The sequence below is a fragment of the Staphylococcus ratti genome, from assembly GCF_020883535.1.
Lineage (GTDB): Bacteria > Bacillota > Bacilli > Staphylococcales > Staphylococcaceae > Staphylococcus > Staphylococcus ratti.
In genome coordinates, this window is sequence record NZ_CP086654.1 from 1,366,296 (window position 1) to 1,386,901 (window position 20,606).

The following is a 20,606-nucleotide window of genomic DNA, read 5'->3' on the forward strand; positions in this document are numbered from 1 at the left end:
AGGGTGGACGTATATGGTTGGACAAACAAACCTTTTTGATGATGTATTGAAACAGGACGAACGTTTTGTAATTGTTGTTCAAGCTTTCGAGAACAATCGTAATCAATTAACGAAACGAACATTAAGAGAGTACACAAGCCTCACACACGACCAAATGGATAGTCTATACGCGCACTTAAAAGACCTCTATTTAGAGACTACTTTTGAACCGCAGCAAACTGCCTTTTCAATCACTGTTTATACCAATCTGGATTATGCAGCAGATCAAGTTTATGCGCATATTAAGCGTCATCGCGGTAAAAACGAATGGACACATACAGCCAAATAGATTGAATTCATTAAAAAAGAGACTTTAAGACGCACGAATAGCATCTTAAAGTCTCTTTTGTTACATTCTTTTAGAATGTTTATTTAATATACTGTTTTAACGCAAAAGGAATGCCATCTTCATCATGACTTTTAGTAATCATCGTTGCACGTTTTTTTAATAAATCAATCGCATTGCCCATTGCGATAGGTGTCCCGACAACATCAAACATTTCTTTGTCATTTGCGCTATCTCCAAAAGCAATCATACGATTTACGTCTAAATTTAAGCGATCTGCTAAATCTTGAATTGCTTTTCCTTTAGAGACCCCTTTGCTCATAAATTCTAAGAAAAACGGTTTGCTCGTTGTACATGCGATGTCTTCATTAAAATGCCCGTTAAGTACATTTGAAAGTTTAGCAATATGCGCTTCATAATCTACTCCCATCGCTTTAGGGACTGGCTCTTGTATATATGCTTTTAAATCGTCTACTTTTTTCATTTGTAAACCTGTAATTTCGGATTCTATTGACATATATTCATGTTCACCTTCGTAAATAATATATCCTTCTTTATATGTCAAAGCGAATAAGCCATGTTGACGACAATAATCAATAATTTCATCAAAAGCTTCTTTTTGAATCAACTCACTTGCTACGACCTTATTCGTGCTCAAATCAATCGTTTTCGCACCATTATACGACATAATGTAACTATTGAATTGATCCATTTTTAACGATTGCGCAACTGGAACCATTCCTTCTATAGGTCTTCCTGATGCCAAAGCGATCTGATACCCCGCTTCTTGAATGTCGATTAAATATTGTTGTGTAGCTTCTGAAACGACATTTTCAGAAGTCATGAGTGTATCATCCATATCCATGATAATTAAGTCTGGTTTCATAATTAGGCTCCCTTTAAAAATATTTGTTAAACCCCGTCTATTTATCTTAGTAAGTATACTTCTAATTTAATCATTTGTCTTCACTATTTATCATTATACGAGAGAAGTAATTCTAAGCCGTAAACATCAAGCGCAACAGCTAACATTTTATGCAAATGCTATAATTCAAGTTGTTCTAAGAGATTTAAAATGCGCTTTTCCAATCGAATTTTTTCATCCTCTTTTAAAAAGGAAAAAAATAAGGCTTCTTTGTTAATTTCTATAATTTTTTCAATTGTAATCATATTATGTGTTAATAAACTTCTATATTCTTGAATCAAATTCGTGTTTGTGACTGTTCTATTATCTGTATTTATGATATAGGGAATATTCAATTCATTAAGTTTATTTAAATTTATTTCGTGTAACTGTTTTATAGCTTTGGTCTGTATATTACTTGTTGGGCAAATTTCTAATAGAACATTTTCCTCAGAAAAAAGCAGTAATTTTTCATCATCATTAAATAGAGCTACACCATGACCAATTCGTTTCGCTCCCATTTTAACCGAATCAAAAACATTTTTGATGCAACCACATTCACCAGCATGAAGCGTAATGTTAAGTTTGTTGTTTCTAGCATATTCTAATGCTTTCTCATGATTGTATATTGAATTCTCATCTTCACCACCAGCTAAATCAACGCCAACGATATATTTTTGAAGTAAATCATCTTCTATTAGATGCTTAAATATTTCAATATTTACTTCATTAGAATGATGTTTCATACCGCAAACGATAATTCTGACTGTAATATCGTAAGATGCCTCTGCAAGCTCAGCTCCTTTAGAAACTGCGTTTAGTACCATCGGTATGTCCATATTACCTTGTGCATGAAATTGTGGCGCAAATCTAATCTCGATGTATTTAACCCCATCATTTTCTGCTTGATGCGCTACATCTTGAACGCCTTCTATTAAACTGTCTTCTGTTTGCATTACCTTTAATATTTCGTCAAAAGACTTTAAATATTCTACTAAACTTTCACATTCATGATTAACAGAGATTTTATCAAAATTAATATTAATGCCTTGTTTTTGAGATTGACGTAGAATATATTCGCGACTTACAGAACCATCTAAATGACAATGTAATTCAACTTTAGGTATCGCTTTTATTTTCTCTATATCACACATACTGTATTCACCCTTTAATTCATTAACCTAATGTTTGAATTATACAACATAAAAAGCAGATTTCAATCTACTTTCAAAAATCCATTCAAAATATACGCTTAAGGATATTTAATTATCTGTAAAAAAACATTTAGGCTTTATATTTAGACGAATAAAATAAGCCTTTCCCCTAAAAGAGAACGGCTCATTTTATTTCTTCTTATAATATTATTTCTAAAGATTATTTTCCAATTTAATATCGATGAATCACTTTAGATTTCACACCTTGTGTATTGACTGTTATCAATTCAGAATGACAGGTTTCAAGCTTCTCACGTAAAGCGCGAACAAGAGGCCCACTTTGTTCTTTTTTTATCATTGTCAAAATTGTCGGACCAGCGCCTGAAATCACCGTCGCATAGGCGTCAAACTGTTTAGCAATGACTTTGACCGCATTAAAATCAGGAAGTAAATGTTGGCGGTATGGTTCATGCAAACCATCTCGTTCCATCATTTTACCTGCCAATTCATAATTATGTTGAATAAGTGCACTAATCATTGTATTGCTGATTGCACTATACTTCACAGCCTCTTTATGTGTGATTGTTTGAGGAAGTGCACGGCGTGCCGTTTCCGTTTCTAATGGATAAGATGGTATTGTTACGATAAAATCCACGTGGGGCACGTCGATGTGTGCAACATCAGTAATCGACGTTTCCGAGTCATGGTATCCCACTACAAGTCCGCCATAAATCGTTGGTGCCACGTTATCCGGATGACCTTCTATTTCAGTTGCAAGTTGTAACAACTCATATTTAGATAACTCGATATCGCCAAAATAATTTGCGATGTAAAGAGCACCTACTAATGCAGAAGCAGAGGAACCTAAACCACGTGCTAATGGTATATCACTATACATTTTCACTTCTAAAGCTGGCAATTTCACATTGTATCGTTCTGCCACTTGGTGCGCAATTTTATAGATATAATGCGACTCATCTTGAGGTAAGTTGTCTAGACATGGCCCCTCATGAACAAACTTCCAACTTGTGCTATGAATAGGTTGCGCCTCAATAATCAAAAATTTATTCAATGCCATGCCGATAGAATCAAAACCGCAACCCAAATTAGCCGTTGACGCAGGTATTTTTAAAGTTAATTTTTGTTTAATCATTGTAACGCATCCTTAATATACTTAACGATACTCTCTTTATCATTAGGCAGAGCTTGAATCGGGTTTTCTAATAGATTAATCGCCGTATCTGGATCTTTAAGTCCGTTCCCAGTTAAAATTGCTACAACCTTTTGACCTTTTTCAAGTTTTCCTTGACGATGCAATTTAATCAATCCCGCAATAGAAGCATTACTTGCAGGCTCACTAAAGATACCTTCTTTAGACGTCATGAGTTGGTATGCTTCTAATATTTCGTCATCTGTCACTGCATCGATGAGACCTTGAGAAGCATCAATCGCTTCTACTGCTTTACTCCAACTTGCTGGTTTACCTATACGAATCGCTGTCGCAACTGTTTCCGGATTTTTAACGACTTTATTTTGAACAATCGGAGACGCCCCTTCAGCTTGGAAACCAAACATACGCGGTTGTCCTGTCTGTTCGCGTTCATGATATTCTTTAAAGCCTTTCCAATACGCTGTAATATTACCCGCGTTACCCACCGGTATCGCTAAAACATCTGGCGCTTGACCTTCTAACTGTTCCACAATTTCAAACGCCCCTGTTTTTTGTCCTTCAATGCGATATGGATTCACAGAATTGACCAATTCAATATCCCCATCTTGCGCTACTTCTTTAACAATTTCTAAAGCTTCATCAAAGTTCCCTTCAATCGATACAATTTCTGCACCATACATGACCGCTTGCGATAATTTGCCAAGTGCGATTTTACCTTCTGGAATAACAACGATGGATTTAAGACCTGCACGTGCCGCATAAGCTGCAGCAGAAGCTGACGTGTTACCTGTGGACGCACAAATCACAATTTTTCGTCCTTGCTCTTTTGCTTTTGTCACCGCCATTACCATCCCACGATCTTTAAATGAACCTGTCGGGTTAGCACCTTCATATTTGACATACAATTCAATGTCCAACATTTTTGAAATGGTATCACAATAAATTAATGGCGTATGCCCTTCATTTAGTGAAACGTGCGGCGTATTGTCATCTACTGGTAAAAACGAACGATATTCTTGAACTAAACCTTTCCACATTTGCATACACATCAGACTCCTTCTACTGGATAAATTTTCTTAACTTGATAACCTTCTTCTGCTTCAATGTAACGCTCTGGTGTAGCATCTATCCCTCCTATAACTACTGCTACCGTGTTGTCATCTATCGTTTCAACTTTTAGTGTTTTATGGAATGGTAAGTGTCCTTTAATTACAGATTCTACTTGTTTTTTAGAAACAGGTGGCGTGCTTACAACGGCGTAGTAACTTTCTTTTTCTGTAATAACCACCGGTTCATCATGCATCATTTCTTTAGTTTGTTCAGTTTTAAGCTCAAAATGCGGAGGCAACGTATGTAGATCAGACTCAAACTGTAAAGATACATTCAGTAAATCACTCACGACAGCACTACCCGTGGCGAGACTTCCTGCGCCTTTACCATAAAACATTGTTTCACCTACAGCATCCCCTACAACATAAATCGCATTATATTCATTTTCAACAGATGCTAGTTGATGTGTAAGCGGAAGCAACGTTGGTTTTACAGAGGCTTCTACGTGCCCATTTGTATAGCTTCCTTTACCTATCAGTTTGATTTTGAAGCCTAAAGCTTCCGCCGCTTCAATATCTGCTACTGTAACACCTGAAATGCCTTCTGTTTGTACATCGTTTAAAGTGATGACTTGATTGAATGATAAATAGGAAGTAATGACAACTTTACGCGCAGCATCAATACCTTCAACATCATCTGTAGGATCCGCTTCTGCAAAACCTAAGTCTTGTGCTTCTTGAAGTGCTGCTTCATAAGAAGCTCCTTCTGTCGCCATTTTAGTCAATATAAAGTTAGACGTACCATTAAAAATACCCATGAATTTACTAATGTTATTCGCATTCAATCCGTTATTAATCGCATTGACTATTGGTATTCCTCCTGCCACACTCGCTTCATACTTCAATGCCACAGCATTTTCTTGTGCCAAATCTTCAAGTACGCGTAGATGCACCGCAAGTAAATCTTTATTAGCTGTAATAACATGCTTTTTTTGAGTCAATGCTGCTTTTAGCCAATCTACTGTTGGTTCAATACCACCCATGACTTCGATAACGATATCTACTTCATCATCATTCAAAATGTCATTTACATCTTCCGTTAAATGATATTTTTGAATGTTAATCGGGCGGTTTTTACTTTTGTCTCGGACTAAAATATGTTTAATTTGAATATCCTTTTGAATGGTGTCTTTAATTTGTTGATGGTTCTCTTCGATGATTTTTACAACCCCTGAACCTACAGTACCTAATCCTAACAATGCAACATTGAGTTGTTTCATAAAAAATCCCTCCGTATTAATCTCTCAAAAAGTAATTTATAGTGTTGAATTATACGTAAATATGGTTTAGTATAAGTGCATTAACAATGTTTGTAAAGTTCTAAAAATTTAGAAAATACAGTTTTAATGTTAACCTTTAGGTCATTAAAACAAATTGTAATTTAATCATAAAAGAAAGGTTGTCATATGAAATGAAAGTATCAAAATTCGGAGGCAGCTCTGTAGCGACTGCTGATCAAATCAAAAAAGTATTAAACATTGTCAATAGTGATAATGAACGCCGTATTGTAATTGTGTCAGCTCCAGGAAAACGACACGATACAGACACCAAGACGACCGATCTTTTGATTAGATTATATGAGAAAGTCATCAATCAACTGGACTATACACATAAAAAAGAAGAAATTTTAGAACGCTTTAATGACATTATAAAGGGTCTTAATTTAAAAACCAATATTTTAGAAGAAATTGACAGAACATTAGAACAACTTATACAAGAGCTTAAAAATGAGCCTCAACGTTTATTAGACGCACTAAAATCATCTGGCGAAAACTTCAATGCACAAATTATTGCAGCTTATAATACAGAACAAGGTGTTCCAACGGAATATTTATCACCTAAAGATGCGGGCATTATCGTTACGGATGAGCCTGGAAATGCTCAAATACTTGAAGAAAGCTATGAAAAAATTCATGAACTCAATCAACGCAAACACAAAATCATTATTCCTGGTTTTTTTGGATATTCCAAAAAAGGCAACATTGTCACTTTCCCTCGTGGTGGCTCTGATATTACAGGAGCAATTATTGCAAGAGGTATAAAAGCAACACTCTATGAAAATTTTACAGACGTTTCAGGAATTTATCGTGCAAATCCTAATGTTATTCATCAACCTGAAATCATAAGTGAAATTACATATCGTGAAATGCGAGAACTCTCTTATGCAGGTTTTGGCGTTTTCCATGATGAAGCACTACAACCACTTTATCGCTATCGCATACCGGTCGTTATAAAAAATACGAATCGCCCTGAAGACCCAGGGACATATATCGTACACGATCGTGAGTTTAATCGTAAAAAAGTTGTTTCAGGCATCAGCTGTGACAAAGGATTTACGAGCATTAATATTAAAAAGTATTTAATGAACAGACAAGTTGGTTTTACCGTTAAAATTTTAAATATCCTCGCTAATAATCATATCTCTTTTGACCATATGCCATCAGGAATTGATAACATTAGTATCATTATGAGAACAACTCAAATTCGTGGAAAAGAGCAAAAAATTTTAGAAGCCATTCGTCGTGAATGTGATATTGATGAACTCAACATCGAACAAGATCTTGCCATTTTAATGGTTGTTGGTGAAGGGATGAGTGCAACAGTCGGAACAGCAAACAAAATTACGACAGCTTTATCTGATGCCAATATTAACCTTAAAATGATTAACCAAGGTTCATCTGAAATCTCGATGATGTTCGGCATTTCAAATCAAGATGCCGAGCTAGCCGTAAAAGCATGTTACGAAAAGTGTTATTCATAAGACAAAGCATCGATAGAAAAAAGTTTATATACGAAATCGGACTAGTAAAGGCGTTTTGGAACCTACTAGTCCGATTTTAATTTTGATGAAATGCTTATCCAAAAACATCAAAATAAATACGAAAATGTCGTGCTAGAATTTAACCTTTTACGCACGTGCTTCTATTTCACCTCTACTATTTCTCCATCCGTTATTCTAAATGTTTTATCATAAAATTTATCATCTATGTTTTCATCATGTGTAATTTCAATAACTGTTTCGATATTTTTGTGAATCATTTCTCTTATAAAAGTAGCATTTTCGATATCAAGTCCTGCAGAAAATTCATCTAGCAAAACGAATTCTGGATTTCTAATCATAATACGAGCCAGTGCTACTCTCATCTTCTGTCCTCCTGATAAATGTTCTCCATTAACACCGACGTTATAATCCAATCCTTGAGTCTGAACCAGTTCGTTTAACTTACATTGTTCGATAACTTTATTGAGCTTGTCTTCATCAAATGCTTCCCCTAAAGTAATATTGAACAATAAGGAGTCATTAAAAATAAAAGGAGTCTGTTCAAAATAATGAATATGTTGCATCATATCAAAGAAACTAATTTGTTGCGCATCGGCGTTATCGAATAATAGTTGGCCTTGATGTGGTTTTTCCAATAACAATAGCAATTTGAAAAAAGTAGATTTGCCACTCCCTGAAGAACCTTTTAATACGATATGTTCACCCTTATTAATTGTTAAATGAACATCATTAAAGATAACACGATCTCCATATCGATGAGAAACATGAAGAAATTTTACTGGGAGTATATGGTTCACCGTATTCGAACTATTTTTAATTCCATCCTGATCATTAGTTAAAGATGTAATAAAATTATTGTATTTATGAACGATAGTGTTGGAAGATCTTAGTTTATTGTAGTGGTCTATTGCATTAACAGCAGGTATTACAATTCTATCACTGGCTAAATATACTGCCATCAATGCAGCTAAAGAAAGGTTACCTTCAATTACAAAAAGACCACCAATAAATAAAGGTACAAATGCACTTATGCCTGATAATAGATTTGTTAACCAATTGGATTGAAAAAGGGTTTTCTGCATTTCATAGTTACTATCTTCTACTCGATTTAAACCATTAGTCAAACTTGATTGAAAAAAAGGCTGTTTGCTGAACACTCTTATTGTTGTAAGCGCGCTAAAATATTCATTGAGGCGATTAACAAATTGAGAGGACGTATGAGACCATTGGTCTGTAGTAAGTTTTATTTTGTTTTTATATATTTTAGGTGTAATTATAGGAATAATTGAAAATGCTATGAATAATAAGCCAAGTTTATAATCTATAACTAGAACATAGGTCGCGGAAACAATAGAAAAAGTTACACAATAAATAAATAAAAATAAAGATTTAATGTAGTTTGTCTCAAGAAATTTGAAATCATTCACGATAAAGCTTAGTAAATCCGCACGCATTGTAGAATTATTACCAGTGAAGTATTTTTGGATGACTTGGCCTTTATATGTATTGTTAAAATCCTTAATAAACTTCTGCTGATATAAATTCCATAAATATAAGGCTGTTCGAATAATACAATAACCAACAATACCGAAGATAAAGTAATTGATTAGAGAAGAAAAACTTTTAATCTCAACGGAATGAATAATACCGGCGACTAAGGTAGGTATTATCAGACCATCCAACGCAGTCAAAAACATAAAGATGTAAATTAAATATAGACTAGGATTTAGTAAATTAATTTTCATTTTAATCACCTATAAAACAAAGTGATAAAAGTTTTCGTCGCTTTTATCACTTCTTTGTCATTAATCAGATTGTATTTTTAATTAGATGGATCTGGCCCATTACATGATGATGCTCCACATGATGTACAACTTGCTTCCAAGTATTCAAAATTTTCTTTTTTAAGTTCAAGTCGTTGTAAATTTAAAAGTCTTAATATATATAATACCTCCCACACTTTATATTTCACTACAAATTTATTATAGCATATATTCTGTTTAATAGACAGAAAATTCAAACAAACTTTACCTATATCGTTCATACGTGTTTTAAATCCTACAACAACACTGAATTCAAAGATTTTCTAGCTCATTATTTTCAAACAAAAAATTATGAAGTGTTTTGTCAAAAAAATTACATATTTTATTAAATTTCATTATTGTAATAATCATTTGATGGCATTATAATATAAATTAAATTTAGGATAAAAGGAGAAAGCAATGAAGACTAAACACAAAAAATTATTGATTACACCTATACTTGCATTTTGCACTTTTACATTCCCTTTTCACACAAGTCATGCTGAAGAGAAATTGAGTGAGCACCCACAAGAATGGATGAGTAAAGTTGATAGTAGTAAACACCTATCGCAACTTAACATCCCCGGTACACACGACAGTGGTAGTTTTACTTTAGAAGACCCTGTTAAGGCAGTATGGGGCAAAACACAACATTTAGATTATACGAATCAAATGAATCAAGGCGTTCGCTTCTTTGATATTCGCGGACGTGCCACAAGTAACCAATCGATTGGTATTCATCACGATTTAATTTATTTACACCATCAAATGGGTAAATTTTTAAATGACGCGCATCAATTTTTACAAGAACACCCAAATGAAACCATCATTATGTCGATTAAAAAAGATTATGGAAATGCACCTGATGCTACAAATCCATTCGAACAAATATTTAGAGAAAATTATTTTGACAGTGCACAATTCGGTGATTATTTTTACAAAGGAGACAAAGCGAATCCTACACTAGCGGATACAAAAGGTAAAATTGTTGTATTTAACAGAATGGGCAATACATCTACAAGTGCAGGCTATGGTACACAAGCTGGTGGCATTCAGTGGCCAGATAATAAAACTTTTGATACGACCATCCAACCAGGTAATTTAAATCTCCACGTTCAAGATGAATATAAAGATTACTATGATGCTAAGAAAACAGCAGTTATAAATTTGATAAACAAAGCTAAAGAAGATACTTCTGAACAATCCATCTATATTAACTTCTTAAGTGTTTCTTCAGGAGGCACAGCATTCAATAGTCCATATGCTTATGCTTCTTATATGAATCCTGATATTGCAAAATATATTAAAGAACAACAACCGAGTCGCGTAGGTTGGATTATTACTGACTTTAGCGGATACAAATGGTCTGGTTACGATGATATTAATGAGCAAGTCATCGATAGCAACAAATAAATCGACACTTTATAAAAGCTATAGTGTTCAACAAAAAGAGCCTAAACAATGTCCTATTGTTTAAGCTCTTTTTACATCTGCCAATTAACCCCCCTGAACATATCGCCGTTTGATTTTTATAAAAAAGCGCAACGTTCTCCTTTTACTTTGAGTTACGAAACTAACTTTAAAAGTGAAACGCTACGCTTATATATATATCAACATATGTCTATACTACTTGAGTTGAAAATCACAGTTTTTTATTTACTTTGAACTTCTTTCTTGGATGACTTTTCTCAGGCGTTCTTCTCCGACTACCGTTTTTAACGTTACAAACTGAAAATAACTCATTCGATCGATAAGGTGTCTAAAATGTCTAATTTGTTTTTCATTGATTGCCTCGTATAAATGAAACATTAAGATGATTTCAGGCTTAATGAAATCCACTTTCCATTTTAAGGAATGATAATAAATATGCTTTTCAGGAATACGAATTTGATCATCTAAACGAAAAATCCACTGATCTTCGTCAACATCATAAATTCTAATTTTTAAGACACAATCCTCGTTATTTTTAACAGCTATAAAATAAATTTGCTTAATTTCAATGTCTTTTTCAGGAATACGCTTTCCATTTTCATCTATTCCTTCAATTTTGTATGTCTCAGGAATGGCATCAAGAACAGTTAGTAAATGTTGACGTTTTACACTTCTAGCAATTTTTTTAGAAATTTCAAGCTGATCATTCAAAAACAATTCAGTGGCTACATCTCCGTAAAATTTAAAATATTCCGGAACGCGCGCCATCAAGATATCCATTAATGCTCTTGTCGTATGTTGAGGTGTATTGCTCATCTTCATGCCCTCCTTTCTGGAAACCGCTTACATCACATAGGTCATTATATTAAAAATATGCATAATAAGCAATGTATTATGATTTGTTAACTTGGATTTTCACCAATAATTATATTTTGAAATAACGCTAACTCTGGGTTTATATATGTCATTCTCAAGAGTTAACTTAAATATTATAACGTATACGTAACGACAAGGTGAACTCAAGCGCCTTTTCAATTCTATATACGTCTATATATTTAGTCATCAATATATTCAAAAAATAGAAATTTAGGAAATTACAAATGTAGCGTTTAAAGTATTACTCAAGGAAACATTCAAAAGTAAAATTCGAAGCACTATTTCATTCAAATTGCATCCTTTTTTATCTTACCTTATCCTTGTCAATAATATTATAAATTAGTACAGTTAAAATGATGATTGATTCTTTTAAGCTATATTATAATTTTTTTCGATTTTTTTGCTTCTTTCCAAGAGTATTCCATTGAAAAGTATAAAATTTTTAATATAATATAGTATAGGTTCTCAAAAAAGATTAGAAAAGGAGTGAAATAATGAATAAACAATATGGTTTAGATATTAATAAGATTTTTTTCTATGAATCACACCGAAAAAAAATAATAAGCGAACTAAAAAAACGACATAACTTAAAATTAAACGACATTTTGTTCTTACATCACTTGAAATCTACAGATAGCCGTCGTATTTCGTTACATAAAGTCAAACAATCAATTGACTTTAGCCTTATGGAAATACATAAATCACTCACAGCATTAACTGAAAACGGTATCATTGGTAAAGAACGCTCTACTGAGGACGAACGCAAAGTATTCATCACAATCAATGATGCTCAAGAAAAGAAAATGACAGAAGTGCTCGATAACTTCGAAATTTTAATTAAAGATACGACTCAATCTTAAAAATGTAATTTATAATTTAATATCAGCTCCAGAGTAAGACTATCCCAATAGTGTTTTGTGATGATTGTCTTGCTCTTTTTTTATCTCCTATATTCTACAAATTAAAAATACTCTCTCCACCTTATCATTTAATACTGAAAATTGTTGTTAATTTTTAATAAATATTTTTTAAATTATCTAAATCTAGGGTATGATAACTTATAACATTAGCTATATCATGTTAACTTAAAACCTCATTATTATCAAAAGTTAAAAGGAGGCGATACAGTCTATGCAATTTATTTATATACTTTGTGCTATCCTCATCATTACCTTAATCGCGATAGCACTATATCACGTCCAATTAAGAAGACAGCTAGACTATACACGTTATGCCAATAAACGTTTAGAAATGAAGTTGCGCTACGAAAAACAAAAATCTAAAATGAACGAAATCCCTACTGTTAAGTCGATACGCCCGCCTCATAACGAAGCTCGACGTGTCAAACAGTCAATAATCCAAACGATTAATTGTTTAAAAGATGCCCGATTTATCACAAATTATAAAATTTTATCAGTGAATCAAATCGCTAAAAAAAATAAATATTACTCTATGTTAGCACCTATAGATTTTGTAGTTATCACTAATATAGGACTTATTTTAATTAAATCACTTCATTTTGATACTAAAACTTTTGTGCATTACACTGGAAAATTAGAGGATTCTAAGTCATTCTCAGAACGCTTTGCACATCAAATCAGCGCAAACTATCATCAACAATTCCATGAATCCCCTAATGTTCCTTACACTTTTAGCGAAGTTATTGAAACAGATAAGGTGACTTATCAATTTTACAAATACGATCCTTTAATGATTGTTGAAAAAGTGCAACAACGTCTCTCACAACAAATTGAAATGCAGCTTAAAACTCCAATTACAATTGAGTCTGCTATTTTTAATATGAGTTCAGAAATACAGCGTAGCAAACAACTCAATCATACAAATGTTGCTTTCATTGAAAATGAACATGAATTAACAACATTTATAAAGCAATTTTCAAGAACATCTCATTCACTTTTAGATGAGGCAACAATGAATCAATTAGTAGTCTTATTTACACAAAAGCACTAACCCATTTAACAACATGGGTTAGTGCTTTTATCTATCTTTGCCAAATATTCTTTTGTTGTTTTTGAGCTTCTTTTTGTGCTTGTTCTATACGAATTTGATATTTATCGTTTGGACGATAAAATTTTGCTCGTGCAAGCCCTTCTTTAACAATTTTTTCATTATACAATTCATCGCCTAGCCAAACATAGGCCAATGTTCGTCCATATCGATCCTTTTCTTCTCTATCATACTCTAATCGAACTTTTTGATTCGTTAAATGGCGTTTAGTAAAATTGGAAGCTTCTTTCCCGTAAGGTTGCACCGGTGTATTCGGCTTTACAGTTTCAGGTGTATCCACCCCAATTAGCCTTACTCTCATGTTCTGTCCTTGTTTATCAACGATAATGGTATCTCCATCAATCACTCTTAAGACTTTGTATGTCTGTGCATCAGTATTGCCAAAACCTGAGGATTTAAATGGACCGCTTCCCGTCATAAATTGTATAGATAAGACGATAATTGCGACAACCGCAACCATCAATCCTGCAGTCACTTTTTTCATATGTCCACCCTTTTCTTATAGTCTTATTCATCATAAAGAATTTAATGATTCCGGTCAATATTCCAAAAATCATTTTTCACACCGAAACATGTTCAATTTATAAGGCAAAATGATATAATCAATTCATATAGGAGTGAAATGATATGAATATGTTGCGTGAAAATAGTCTTTCTATAATAATTATTATTTTTGCGATTGCGCTAGGATTCTTTTTGCAACACTTTTTTAATTTACCTTTAATCGCCGGTGCATTTATCGGTGTATTATTAGGTGTATTAGGTGGTTTCATTATCCAATTAATAAAAGGGAAACAACAGTCCCATCCTCGTGACGCTAACAAAAAAAATAAATGATTTAGAGAATATCTACGCATATTAGCGGTGAAAAAAGCTTAAGATTCAAACTTTCTTCACCGCTAATTTTATATAAAATGTATAAACATCATAAACCGTATGACCGCATGGTTTCATTTCTATAGTTAATACGTTATTAGTTTATTTTATTCCGGATTTCTTTAGGGATATCATTTTCTTGAACCTTTTTCGTCTCTACAATAACACCTTTATTGTCTGTATAAACCACTTTAACGAAATCTCCACTTTTAAATTCCTTGTTGTTATCTGTATTTCCAAAATCATGTTGATCATCTTCTGAATATATAGTTGTTAATTTGCGTTTTTCATCTACTTTACCGTAATAAACTTCCTCCGCATTTAAATTAGTTGCTGAACCTATTAAATACACAATTCCAATCAATGCAATAACGCTAAAACCGCCGATAATAAATTTCAATTTACCCATCTTCATCTCTCCTTTCTATGAAACTTAATCATATAATATATTTTATCAATTTTAATCAGTCAGAAGTTATGAATGAAACTACAACTCTAATCCTATTGTATTATTTAATTTAATATGAGAAAATTTCTATTTTTACCATTGTACATAGACTTGACATATCGCATTGAATACTCACAGAAGAAAACTATTAATATAAGCAGTTTATACGCACATTAGAGTTTGAAAGGATATAACTTGTTCTTCACTAAAAAAAGAGACCAAATAAAATAAATTTAGTTGGTCTCCTTTAGTAAATATATTATTGTTTACGTATCTTTTACTGCGCTAATTTTTCTTTTAATTTTTCAGCGAATGCGTTATCGAATAACTTACCTATTAAAATATTCCCTTTACCTTCTATCATTGATTTTCCAATGTGAATTCCAATTATTTCATTATTGTCATCAAAAATAGGTGATCCTGAATTACCTACTTCAGTATAACCAAAATATTTTAAAGCGCCCTGTGTGGAATGCACTTCAATTCTTTGTTTATACATTGTATGCTGCACTGTATTATAAGGAAAACCTACCAAATGAAGAACTTGATTTTGACCAACTGCATCACCATTCCCGAAGGTAAGAGGTTTTACAACATCACCAACTTCTTTACCTTCTTTATTTGGTTTTAATGTAACTATAGCTAAATCTGTACCTTGGCCAAAAGGAGCTTCCTCAATAGATTTTGCTTCAAATTCTCCAAATGGATTTTTTACATTTCCTTGATCATCTTTTGTTTGTCCTGGTCTGAAAATAATTTTAGATGGATCATTTTCAGCTTGTCTAGCAATATGATAATTAGTAATTATTTTATTTTTGCCAACTACTGAAGCAGTTGCAAGCGTTTTACCTTTAACAAAAATAGAACCCACAGACTGATAAGGTGATTGTGTAGTATCTTGAACTTTACTAAAATATCCCTCAGGAAGAAGTAATGAGTTGTTTTTATAATATTTATTCCATTTTTCTTGATGTTCTTCTTTAGAAAGTTCACTAGCAAAAACATTCTGTTTAATTGGTGTATCAAAAGCTTGTAAAGACATAGGGGCTACAGTAGCAAGAGTTAAAATCATGACACTTTTTTAAGTATATTAGAGTTCATATTATTTTCTCCTCATATCATATTTTTTAATATATACTATCCCTATTCATTTCGAAACTTACCCTTTAAAAATTATTATGCCATTCAATAAACGTTTAATAGCTTTAAAATGAATTCATGTTTAAAACATATATTCATATTATACTCATTTACATTGTAATACCATTAAATAAAGATTAATTTAGGTTAATTAATTCTTAAATGATATTTTATTGAAAAACACAACAATATTATAATGAGAAAAAATGAATTTATTATTATCAATATCACAGCTAATAATAAACATAGAAGTTACTATTGTTAATACTTATATGCGTACCTAAAACAACGTGTTAAAGAAATTTACATTTGTCATTAGGATGACAAAATCACATAGATCTGTACCATTTAATTAGTAAAACTTTCAATTATTTCATAAGCTCATTCAATTTTGCGCACTAATGTTTGCAGCTATCCGAACGCCAATGCATTCATTTACGCATGTAAAATCATTTTCCGAAGGCTTAATTGTGCTAACTCTATTTATGCTTAAAGTCTTAATATTTTTCATTATATTTAAATTAGCGTTTAGTGTAGCGACCTATATTGCTAATAAATCACTGAAGAAGCACCAATAATAACTTGAAAAAATAGGACTATCCACTGTGGATAGTCCTCCTAATTGCACTTATGATATTTCATTTGAAATTATAAATTAATTATAACATACTTGCGACATTTTATGTTCAAATAATGCTTAATAAATATCCACACTATATAACGCTGTGTTGAGATGTGTTTTATACTTTCATTCTCTCTCCTTAAATCCCTTTCAAATATACATAGGCTTATTCGCTATAAATCCCAAATAATGATTTTCTATCCTGTTCCTTAAAATCCTAATTTATGCTTAAGTCATATGTTTAGGGTAATATACGTAGTAAGGAGGTGAAATTTGTGTCAAATACATCCGATAAAATACTTGCTTCATTGTGTTATTTTAGCGTGTTTTTTGCACCAATATTACTTCCACTTATCGTTTGGATAGTTGCCAAACCACCTGTATCTAAACATGCTAAAAGATCACTTATGTATCATATTCTCCCATGGGTATTATTTGTACTAGGTACTTTATTAATTAGCTTAAGTCAAGGTGCCTCAACGTTATATTTTATTTTAACTACCGTTATATTCTTGGGTGCTTTATTCTTTGTCATTTATAACCTTTATTGCGGTGTTAAAGTGCTAGTAGCCCATGAATTATAATAGATAGCCCTACTTTGGGGCTATTTTTATTTGTTAATGAACTATTATTACTATTTTCACGAATTCTATTAATGTATTATTATCTAGCAAAGCTAACACCTACAACGAATTGTCTATAAAAGTAAAAATACATATTTTTACTTTTTACTCCTTTTTGTCCCAAATAGCTAAATATTTTAATACTAAGTGCAAATATAATTCATACAAAACCCCTTGTAGCGTAATGCTCCAAGGGGTTCCGCAATTAATATTGCTTCATATATTGGTCAACTTCCCATTCGCTCACTTGCGTACGGTAGTAATCCCATTCGATTGTTTTTGAATTTATAAACTGGTTGTAAATGTGTTCGCCTAATGCTTTTTTTATTGTATCGTTTTCACGCATTGCTTTTAATGCTGTGTATAATGTTGAAGGTAAATCTTCAATACCTACAGCTTCACGCTCTTCACGGTTCATTTCATATATGTTTTGGTTTACTGGTTCAGGTGCTTCTAATTGGTTTTTAATTCCGTCTAAACCAGCTTGTAAAATAGCTGCTAAAGCCATATAAGGGTTTGCTGCTGGGTCAACTGAACGTACTTCTACGCGTGTAGATAAGCCACGTGAAGTTGGAACACGTAGTAATGGTGAACGGTTTTTACCACTCCAAGCGATGTAACTTGGTGCTTCATAACCAGGCACTAGTCGCTTATATGAGTTTACTAATGGGTTACAAACGGCTGTGTAACCACGTGCGTTTTTCATAATCCCTGCGATAAAATGGTAAGCATCCTTTGATAATTGCATTTTGCCATTTTCGTCATAGAAAGCATTTTCTTTGCCTTTAAATAATGATACGTTGAAGTGCATTCCGCTTCCGTTAACACCAAATAATGGTTTCGGCATAAACGTTGCATGCAAGTTGTGTTGACGTGCAATCGTTTTAACGACTAATTTAAATGTTTGAATGTTATCACAAGCTGTTATTGCATCTGCATATTTAAAGTCGATTTCATGTTGGCCTGGTGCCACTTCATGGTGACTTGCTTCAATATCAAAGCCCATATCTTCTAATTCTAATACGATGTCACGGCGACAATTTTCTCCTAAATCTGTTGGCGCTAGGTCGAAATAACCGCCGTGGTCGTTTAATTCCATTGTTGGTTCGCCTTTTTCGTCTAACTTAAACAAGAAAAATTCTGGCTCTGGTCCAAGATTAAAATCAGTAAATCCTAATTCTTCCATGTCTTTAAGCACACGTTTCAAATTGCTACGTGGGTCACCTGTAAATGGTTCACCTTCTGTAGTATAAACATCACAAATTAAACGTGCCACTTTACCTTGACCAGCAGTCCATGGGAATATTACCCAAGTATTTAAGTCTGGTCTTAAGTACATGTCAGATTCTTCAATACGTACGAAACCTTCGATAGATGATCCATCAAACATCATTTCGTTATCGAGTACTTTTTCTAACTGACTTACTGGTACTTCTACGTTTTTGATTGTTCCTAAAATATCAGAAAATTGTAAGCGAATATAGCGTACATTTTCTTCTTCTGCGAAACGTCGGATATCGTCTTTCTTAAAGTTCTGTTTTGGCATTGGATCATGGCCTCCATTATTGTTAGTTTGATTGTTATTTGAAAAAGCGAGATAAGTCTCCACGGTTAAGTGGTATAGATTCTCGTTGTGGTTTTTGTGTTGTATCCACAAGCATTTGTTTTCTTAAATACGCTTCTTCGTTGTTTGAATCATTGTGTTCTTCAAGCATGATTTGCTTAATGCCTTTCATATTAAATCCCTTTTCTAGTAGGTGTTTAATTGTGAGTAGCGTCTCCAAATCATTTAAAGAAAAAAGTCGCTTATTGCCTTCAGTTCTTGAAGGAAATATGAGTTCATGTGTTTCATAATAACGAATTTGTCTTGCAGTTAAATCCGTTAACTTACTGACAACACTCATCGGAAATACAGGCATGTTGCGTCGAATTTTATCGTTGTCCATCTCCTACATCTCCTTGACTATTTTGAACTTATGGTAACAATATCATATAAATTCTGACAATACAAAAATATGTAAGAAAACCTGACATGAAATGATTTTCTTCTTGTCAGGTTACTATTTTAAATTAAGTTTTTCTCTATCAATTGTGCAACTGCACGTGAAACTGCCAACTTCACATGTTCGTAGGTTAAACCACCTTGCACATAAGCTTCATAAGGCGGTCGAATTGGTCCGTCAGCAGATAATTCAATAGACGAACCTTGTACAAACGTACCCGCTGCCATAATCACATCATCTTCGTAACCAGGCATATAACTTGGTTCAGGTGCAAAATGCGCATTTATTGGCGAATTATGTTGGATACTTTGACAAAACTGTATCATTTGTTCTTTTGTATCAAATGATACGGTTTGAATTAAGTCTGTACGTGGCACATCAAATCGTGGTGTCGTTTTCATATTTAGCTTTTCTAACAATAAACTTGTAAACAATGCGCCTTTCAAACTTTGACTCACAACGTGTGGACTCAGGAAAAAACCTTGATACATCTCATGTAACGAACCGAGAGATGCGCCAGCTTCTTTACCTATACCTGGTGCAGTTAAGCGATACCCACAACGGGCAACTAAATCATCTCGTCCAACAATATACCCCCCTATTTTTGCGAGGCCGCCACCAGGGTTTTTAATTAATGATCCTGCGATAATATCTGCCCCTACTTCAATAGGTTCACGTGTTTCTACAAATTCTCCATAACAATTATCTACAAATATAACCACATCTGGATAATGTGCTTTAATTTTTTGAATCGCTTCTTCTATTTCTTTAATGTTGATGGAAGGACGTTGATCGTAGCCTTTGGAACGCTGAATCGCCACCACTTTTGTTTTGGCACTTATCGTATTTAATACTTTTGGGATATCAATCTGCCCTTTTTTGAGCGGAACATCTTGATAACTTACACCGTGTTCTTTTAAGCTTTCAATCCCATTGCCGTTGACGCCAATCACTTCTAATAATGTGTCGTATGGACGCCCTGTGATATACAATAATTCATCACCAAACTTTAATAAACTTTGTAATGCAATGGTAATCGCATGTGTACCAGAAATGATTTGTGGACGTACTAAAGCATCTTCTGCTTTAAATGTATAGGCGTAAACTGCTTCAAGATGGTCCCTACCAAAATCATCGTAACCATAACCTGTAGAACCTTGAAGGTCACTTTCTGTAATTTTAACGTGATGAAAAGCATCGAGAACACGTGCTTGGTTTTCATATGCACGTTGTTCTATTTGTCTAAAATAAGGGCTAAGCTCACGCTCTACCTCTTCAATTAATTGTGTTAAGTTTGTCATGCTTCAGCTTC

20 protein-coding genes are annotated in these 20,606 nt (G+C 33.2%); 7 read left to right on the forward strand and 13 right to left on the reverse strand.

Annotated features, from left to right (window positions below; genetic code table 11):
* Positions 1-13 precede the first annotated feature (13 nt).
* The gene (locus LN051_RS06605; RefSeq protein ID WP_229291756.1) at positions 14-328 is read left to right on the forward strand and encodes a hypothetical protein; all 315 of its coding nucleotides are present in this window, start codon (positions 14-16) and stop codon (positions 326-328) included.
* Between the two features lie 79 nt (positions 329-407).
* Here LN051_RS06605 and LN051_RS06610 read toward each other — a convergent pair whose 3' ends face one another.
* From LN051_RS06610 to LN051_RS06630, 5 genes are all read right to left on the reverse strand, one after another.
* Positions 408-1,211 (reverse strand): Cof-type HAD-IIB family hydrolase, encoded by an 804-nt coding sequence (locus LN051_RS06610; protein WP_229291757.1) that lies wholly within the window; start codon positions 1,209-1,211, stop codon positions 408-410.
* A gap of 158 nt (positions 1,212-1,369) precedes the next feature.
* On the reverse strand, positions 1,370-2,383 hold the full coding sequence (gene add / locus LN051_RS06615) for an adenosine deaminase (protein ID WP_229291758.1): 1,014 nt from the start codon (positions 2,381-2,383) through the stop codon (positions 1,370-1,372).
* Between the two features lie 232 nt (positions 2,384-2,615).
* On the reverse strand, positions 2,616-3,536 hold the full coding sequence (gene thrB / locus LN051_RS06620) for a homoserine kinase (RefSeq protein WP_420853967.1): 921 nt from the start codon (positions 3,534-3,536) through the stop codon (positions 2,616-2,618).
* The gene (thrC, locus tag LN051_RS06625) at positions 3,533-4,597 is read right to left on the reverse strand and encodes a threonine synthase (RefSeq protein WP_229291759.1); all 1,065 of its coding nucleotides are present in this window, start codon (positions 4,595-4,597) and stop codon (positions 3,533-3,535) included. The genes thrB and thrC overlap by 4 nt, the downstream gene beginning before the upstream one ends.
* 5 nt (positions 4,598-4,602) lie before the next feature.
* Complete coding sequence (locus LN051_RS06630; RefSeq protein ID WP_229291760.1) at positions 4,603-5,883, reverse strand: homoserine dehydrogenase; 1,281 nt, start codon at positions 5,881-5,883, stop codon at positions 4,603-4,605.
* A gap of 191 nt (positions 5,884-6,074) precedes the next feature.
* Here LN051_RS06630 and LN051_RS06635 point away from each other — a divergent pair, with 191 nt between their 5' ends.
* Entirely contained in the window at positions 6,075-7,424 is a 1,350-nt protein-coding gene (locus LN051_RS06635) for an aspartate kinase (RefSeq protein WP_229291761.1), read from the forward strand.
* Between the two features lie 161 nt (positions 7,425-7,585).
* On the opposite strand, the gene LN051_RS06640 is transcribed toward LN051_RS06635, so the two are convergent.
* A complete protein-coding gene (locus tag LN051_RS06640; protein WP_229291762.1) occupies positions 7,586-9,190 on the reverse strand; it encodes an ATP-binding cassette domain-containing protein in 1,605 nt (534 codons plus the stop codon).
* Between the two features lie 477 nt (positions 9,191-9,667).
* Here LN051_RS06640 and LN051_RS06645 point away from each other — a divergent pair, with 477 nt between their 5' ends.
* Positions 9,668-10,660 (forward strand): phosphatidylinositol-specific phospholipase C, encoded by a 993-nt coding sequence (locus LN051_RS06645; RefSeq protein ID WP_229291763.1) that lies wholly within the window; start codon positions 9,668-9,670, stop codon positions 10,658-10,660.
* Positions 10,661-10,903: 243 nt separating this feature from the next.
* Here LN051_RS06645 and LN051_RS06650 read toward each other — a convergent pair whose 3' ends face one another.
* Positions 10,904-11,494, reverse strand: coding sequence for a hypothetical protein (locus LN051_RS06650; protein WP_229291764.1), 591 nt, complete (start codon positions 11,492-11,494; stop codon positions 10,904-10,906).
* Positions 11,495-12,048: 554 nt separating this feature from the next.
* On the opposite strand from LN051_RS06650, the gene LN051_RS06655 reads away from it, so the two are divergent.
* Together LN051_RS06655 and LN051_RS06660 are read left to right on the forward strand one after the other, a co-directional pair.
* Entirely contained in the window at positions 12,049-12,414 is a 366-nt protein-coding gene (locus LN051_RS06655; protein ID WP_229291765.1) for a transcriptional regulator, SarA/Rot family, read from the forward strand.
* A gap of 271 nt (positions 12,415-12,685) precedes the next feature.
* On the forward strand, positions 12,686-13,525 hold the full coding sequence (locus LN051_RS06660) for a hypothetical protein (RefSeq protein ID WP_229291766.1): 840 nt from the start codon (positions 12,686-12,688) through the stop codon (positions 13,523-13,525).
* Positions 13,526-13,556: 31 nt separating this feature from the next.
* On the opposite strand, the gene nucI is transcribed toward LN051_RS06660, so the two are convergent.
* Complete coding sequence (gene nucI, locus LN051_RS06665) at positions 13,557-14,066, reverse strand: thermonuclease NucI (RefSeq protein ID WP_229291767.1); 510 nt, start codon at positions 14,064-14,066, stop codon at positions 13,557-13,559.
* Between the two features lie 143 nt (positions 14,067-14,209).
* Here nucI and LN051_RS06670 point away from each other — a divergent pair, with 143 nt between their 5' ends.
* Entirely contained in the window at positions 14,210-14,419 is a 210-nt protein-coding gene (locus tag LN051_RS06670; protein WP_229291768.1) for a hypothetical protein, read from the forward strand.
* 136 nt (positions 14,420-14,555) lie between these two features.
* Here the strand turns inward: LN051_RS06670 and LN051_RS06675 are convergent, their stop codons facing one another.
* Together LN051_RS06675 and LN051_RS06680 are read right to left on the reverse strand one after the other, a co-directional pair.
* A complete protein-coding gene (locus LN051_RS06675) occupies positions 14,556-14,867 on the reverse strand; it encodes a hypothetical protein (RefSeq protein WP_229291769.1) in 312 nt (103 codons plus the stop codon).
* 316 nt (positions 14,868-15,183) lie between these two features.
* A complete protein-coding gene (locus LN051_RS06680; protein ID WP_229291770.1) occupies positions 15,184-15,948 on the reverse strand; it encodes a trypsin-like serine peptidase in 765 nt (254 codons plus the stop codon).
* A 995-nt stretch (positions 15,949-16,943) separates the two neighbouring features.
* Here LN051_RS06680 and LN051_RS06685 point away from each other — a divergent pair.
* Positions 16,944-17,252, forward strand: coding sequence for a magnetosome magnetite crystal formation protein family (locus LN051_RS06685; protein ID WP_229291771.1), 309 nt, complete (start codon positions 16,944-16,946; stop codon positions 17,250-17,252).
* 244 nt (positions 17,253-17,496) lie between these two features.
* On the opposite strand, the gene glnA is transcribed toward LN051_RS06685, so the two are convergent.
* The 3 genes from glnA to LN051_RS06700 all read right to left on the reverse strand — a co-directional run bounded on the left by glnA (position 17,497) and on the right by LN051_RS06700 (position 20,595).
* A complete protein-coding gene (glnA, locus tag LN051_RS06690) occupies positions 17,497-18,837 on the reverse strand; it encodes a type I glutamate--ammonia ligase (protein ID WP_229291772.1) in 1,341 nt (446 codons plus the stop codon).
* Between the two features lie 34 nt (positions 18,838-18,871).
* On the reverse strand, positions 18,872-19,237 hold the full coding sequence (locus LN051_RS06695) for a MerR family transcriptional regulator (RefSeq protein ID WP_229291773.1): 366 nt from the start codon (positions 19,235-19,237) through the stop codon (positions 18,872-18,874).
* Between the two features lie 119 nt (positions 19,238-19,356).
* On the reverse strand, positions 19,357-20,595 hold the full coding sequence (locus tag LN051_RS06700) for a methionine gamma-lyase family protein (RefSeq protein WP_229291774.1): 1,239 nt from the start codon (positions 20,593-20,595) through the stop codon (positions 19,357-19,359).
* Positions 20,596-20,606 lie beyond the last annotated feature (11 nt).

Excerpts from the sequence above, each read along its gene's own strand:
- LN051_RS06605 (WP_229291756.1), top strand. The coding sequence starts at position 14 with ATGGTTGGACAAACAAACCTTTTTGATGATGTATTGAAACAGGACGAA.
- LN051_RS06610 (WP_229291757.1), bottom strand. The coding sequence starts at position 1,211 with ATGAAACCAGACTTAATTATCATGGATATGGATGATACACTCATGACT.
- add (WP_229291758.1), bottom strand. The coding sequence starts at position 2,383 with ATGTGTGATATAGAGAAAATAAAAGCGATACCTAAAGTTGAATTACAT.
- thrB (WP_420853967.1), bottom strand. The coding sequence starts at position 3,536 with ATGATTAAACAAAAATTAACTTTAAAAATACCTGCGTCAACGGCTAAT.
- thrC (WP_229291759.1), bottom strand. The coding sequence starts at position 4,597 with ATGCAAATGTGGAAAGGTTTAGTTCAAGAATATCGTTCGTTTTTACCA.
- LN051_RS06630 (WP_229291760.1), bottom strand. The coding sequence starts at position 5,883 with ATGAAACAACTCAATGTTGCATTGTTAGGATTAGGTACTGTAGGTTCA.
- LN051_RS06635 (WP_229291761.1), top strand. The coding sequence starts at position 6,075 with ATGAAAGTATCAAAATTCGGAGGCAGCTCTGTAGCGACTGCTGATCAA.
- LN051_RS06640 (WP_229291762.1), bottom strand. The coding sequence starts at position 9,190 with ATGAAAATTAATTTACTAAATCCTAGTCTATATTTAATTTACATCTTT.
- LN051_RS06645 (WP_229291763.1), top strand. The coding sequence starts at position 9,668 with ATGAAGACTAAACACAAAAAATTATTGATTACACCTATACTTGCATTT.
- LN051_RS06650 (WP_229291764.1), bottom strand. The coding sequence starts at position 11,494 with ATGAGCAATACACCTCAACATACGACAAGAGCATTAATGGATATCTTG.
- LN051_RS06655 (WP_229291765.1), top strand. The coding sequence starts at position 12,049 with ATGAATAAACAATATGGTTTAGATATTAATAAGATTTTTTTCTATGAA.
- LN051_RS06660 (WP_229291766.1), top strand. The coding sequence starts at position 12,686 with ATGCAATTTATTTATATACTTTGTGCTATCCTCATCATTACCTTAATC.
- nucI (WP_229291767.1), bottom strand. The coding sequence starts at position 14,066 with ATGAAAAAAGTGACTGCAGGATTGATGGTTGCGGTTGTCGCAATTATC.
- LN051_RS06670 (WP_229291768.1), top strand. The coding sequence starts at position 14,210 with ATGAATATGTTGCGTGAAAATAGTCTTTCTATAATAATTATTATTTTT.
- LN051_RS06675 (WP_229291769.1), bottom strand. The coding sequence starts at position 14,867 with ATGGGTAAATTGAAATTTATTATCGGCGGTTTTAGCGTTATTGCATTG.
- LN051_RS06680 (WP_229291770.1), bottom strand. The coding sequence starts at position 15,948 with ATGTCTTTACAAGCTTTTGATACACCAATTAAACAGAATGTTTTTGCT.
- glnA (WP_229291772.1), bottom strand. The coding sequence starts at position 18,837 with ATGCCAAAACAGAACTTTAAGAAAGACGATATCCGACGTTTCGCAGAA.
- LN051_RS06695 (WP_229291773.1), bottom strand. The coding sequence starts at position 19,237 with ATGGACAACGATAAAATTCGACGCAACATGCCTGTATTTCCGATGAGT.
- LN051_RS06700 (WP_229291774.1), bottom strand. The coding sequence starts at position 20,595 with ATGACAAACTTAACACAATTAATTGAAGAGGTAGAGCGTGAGCTTAGC.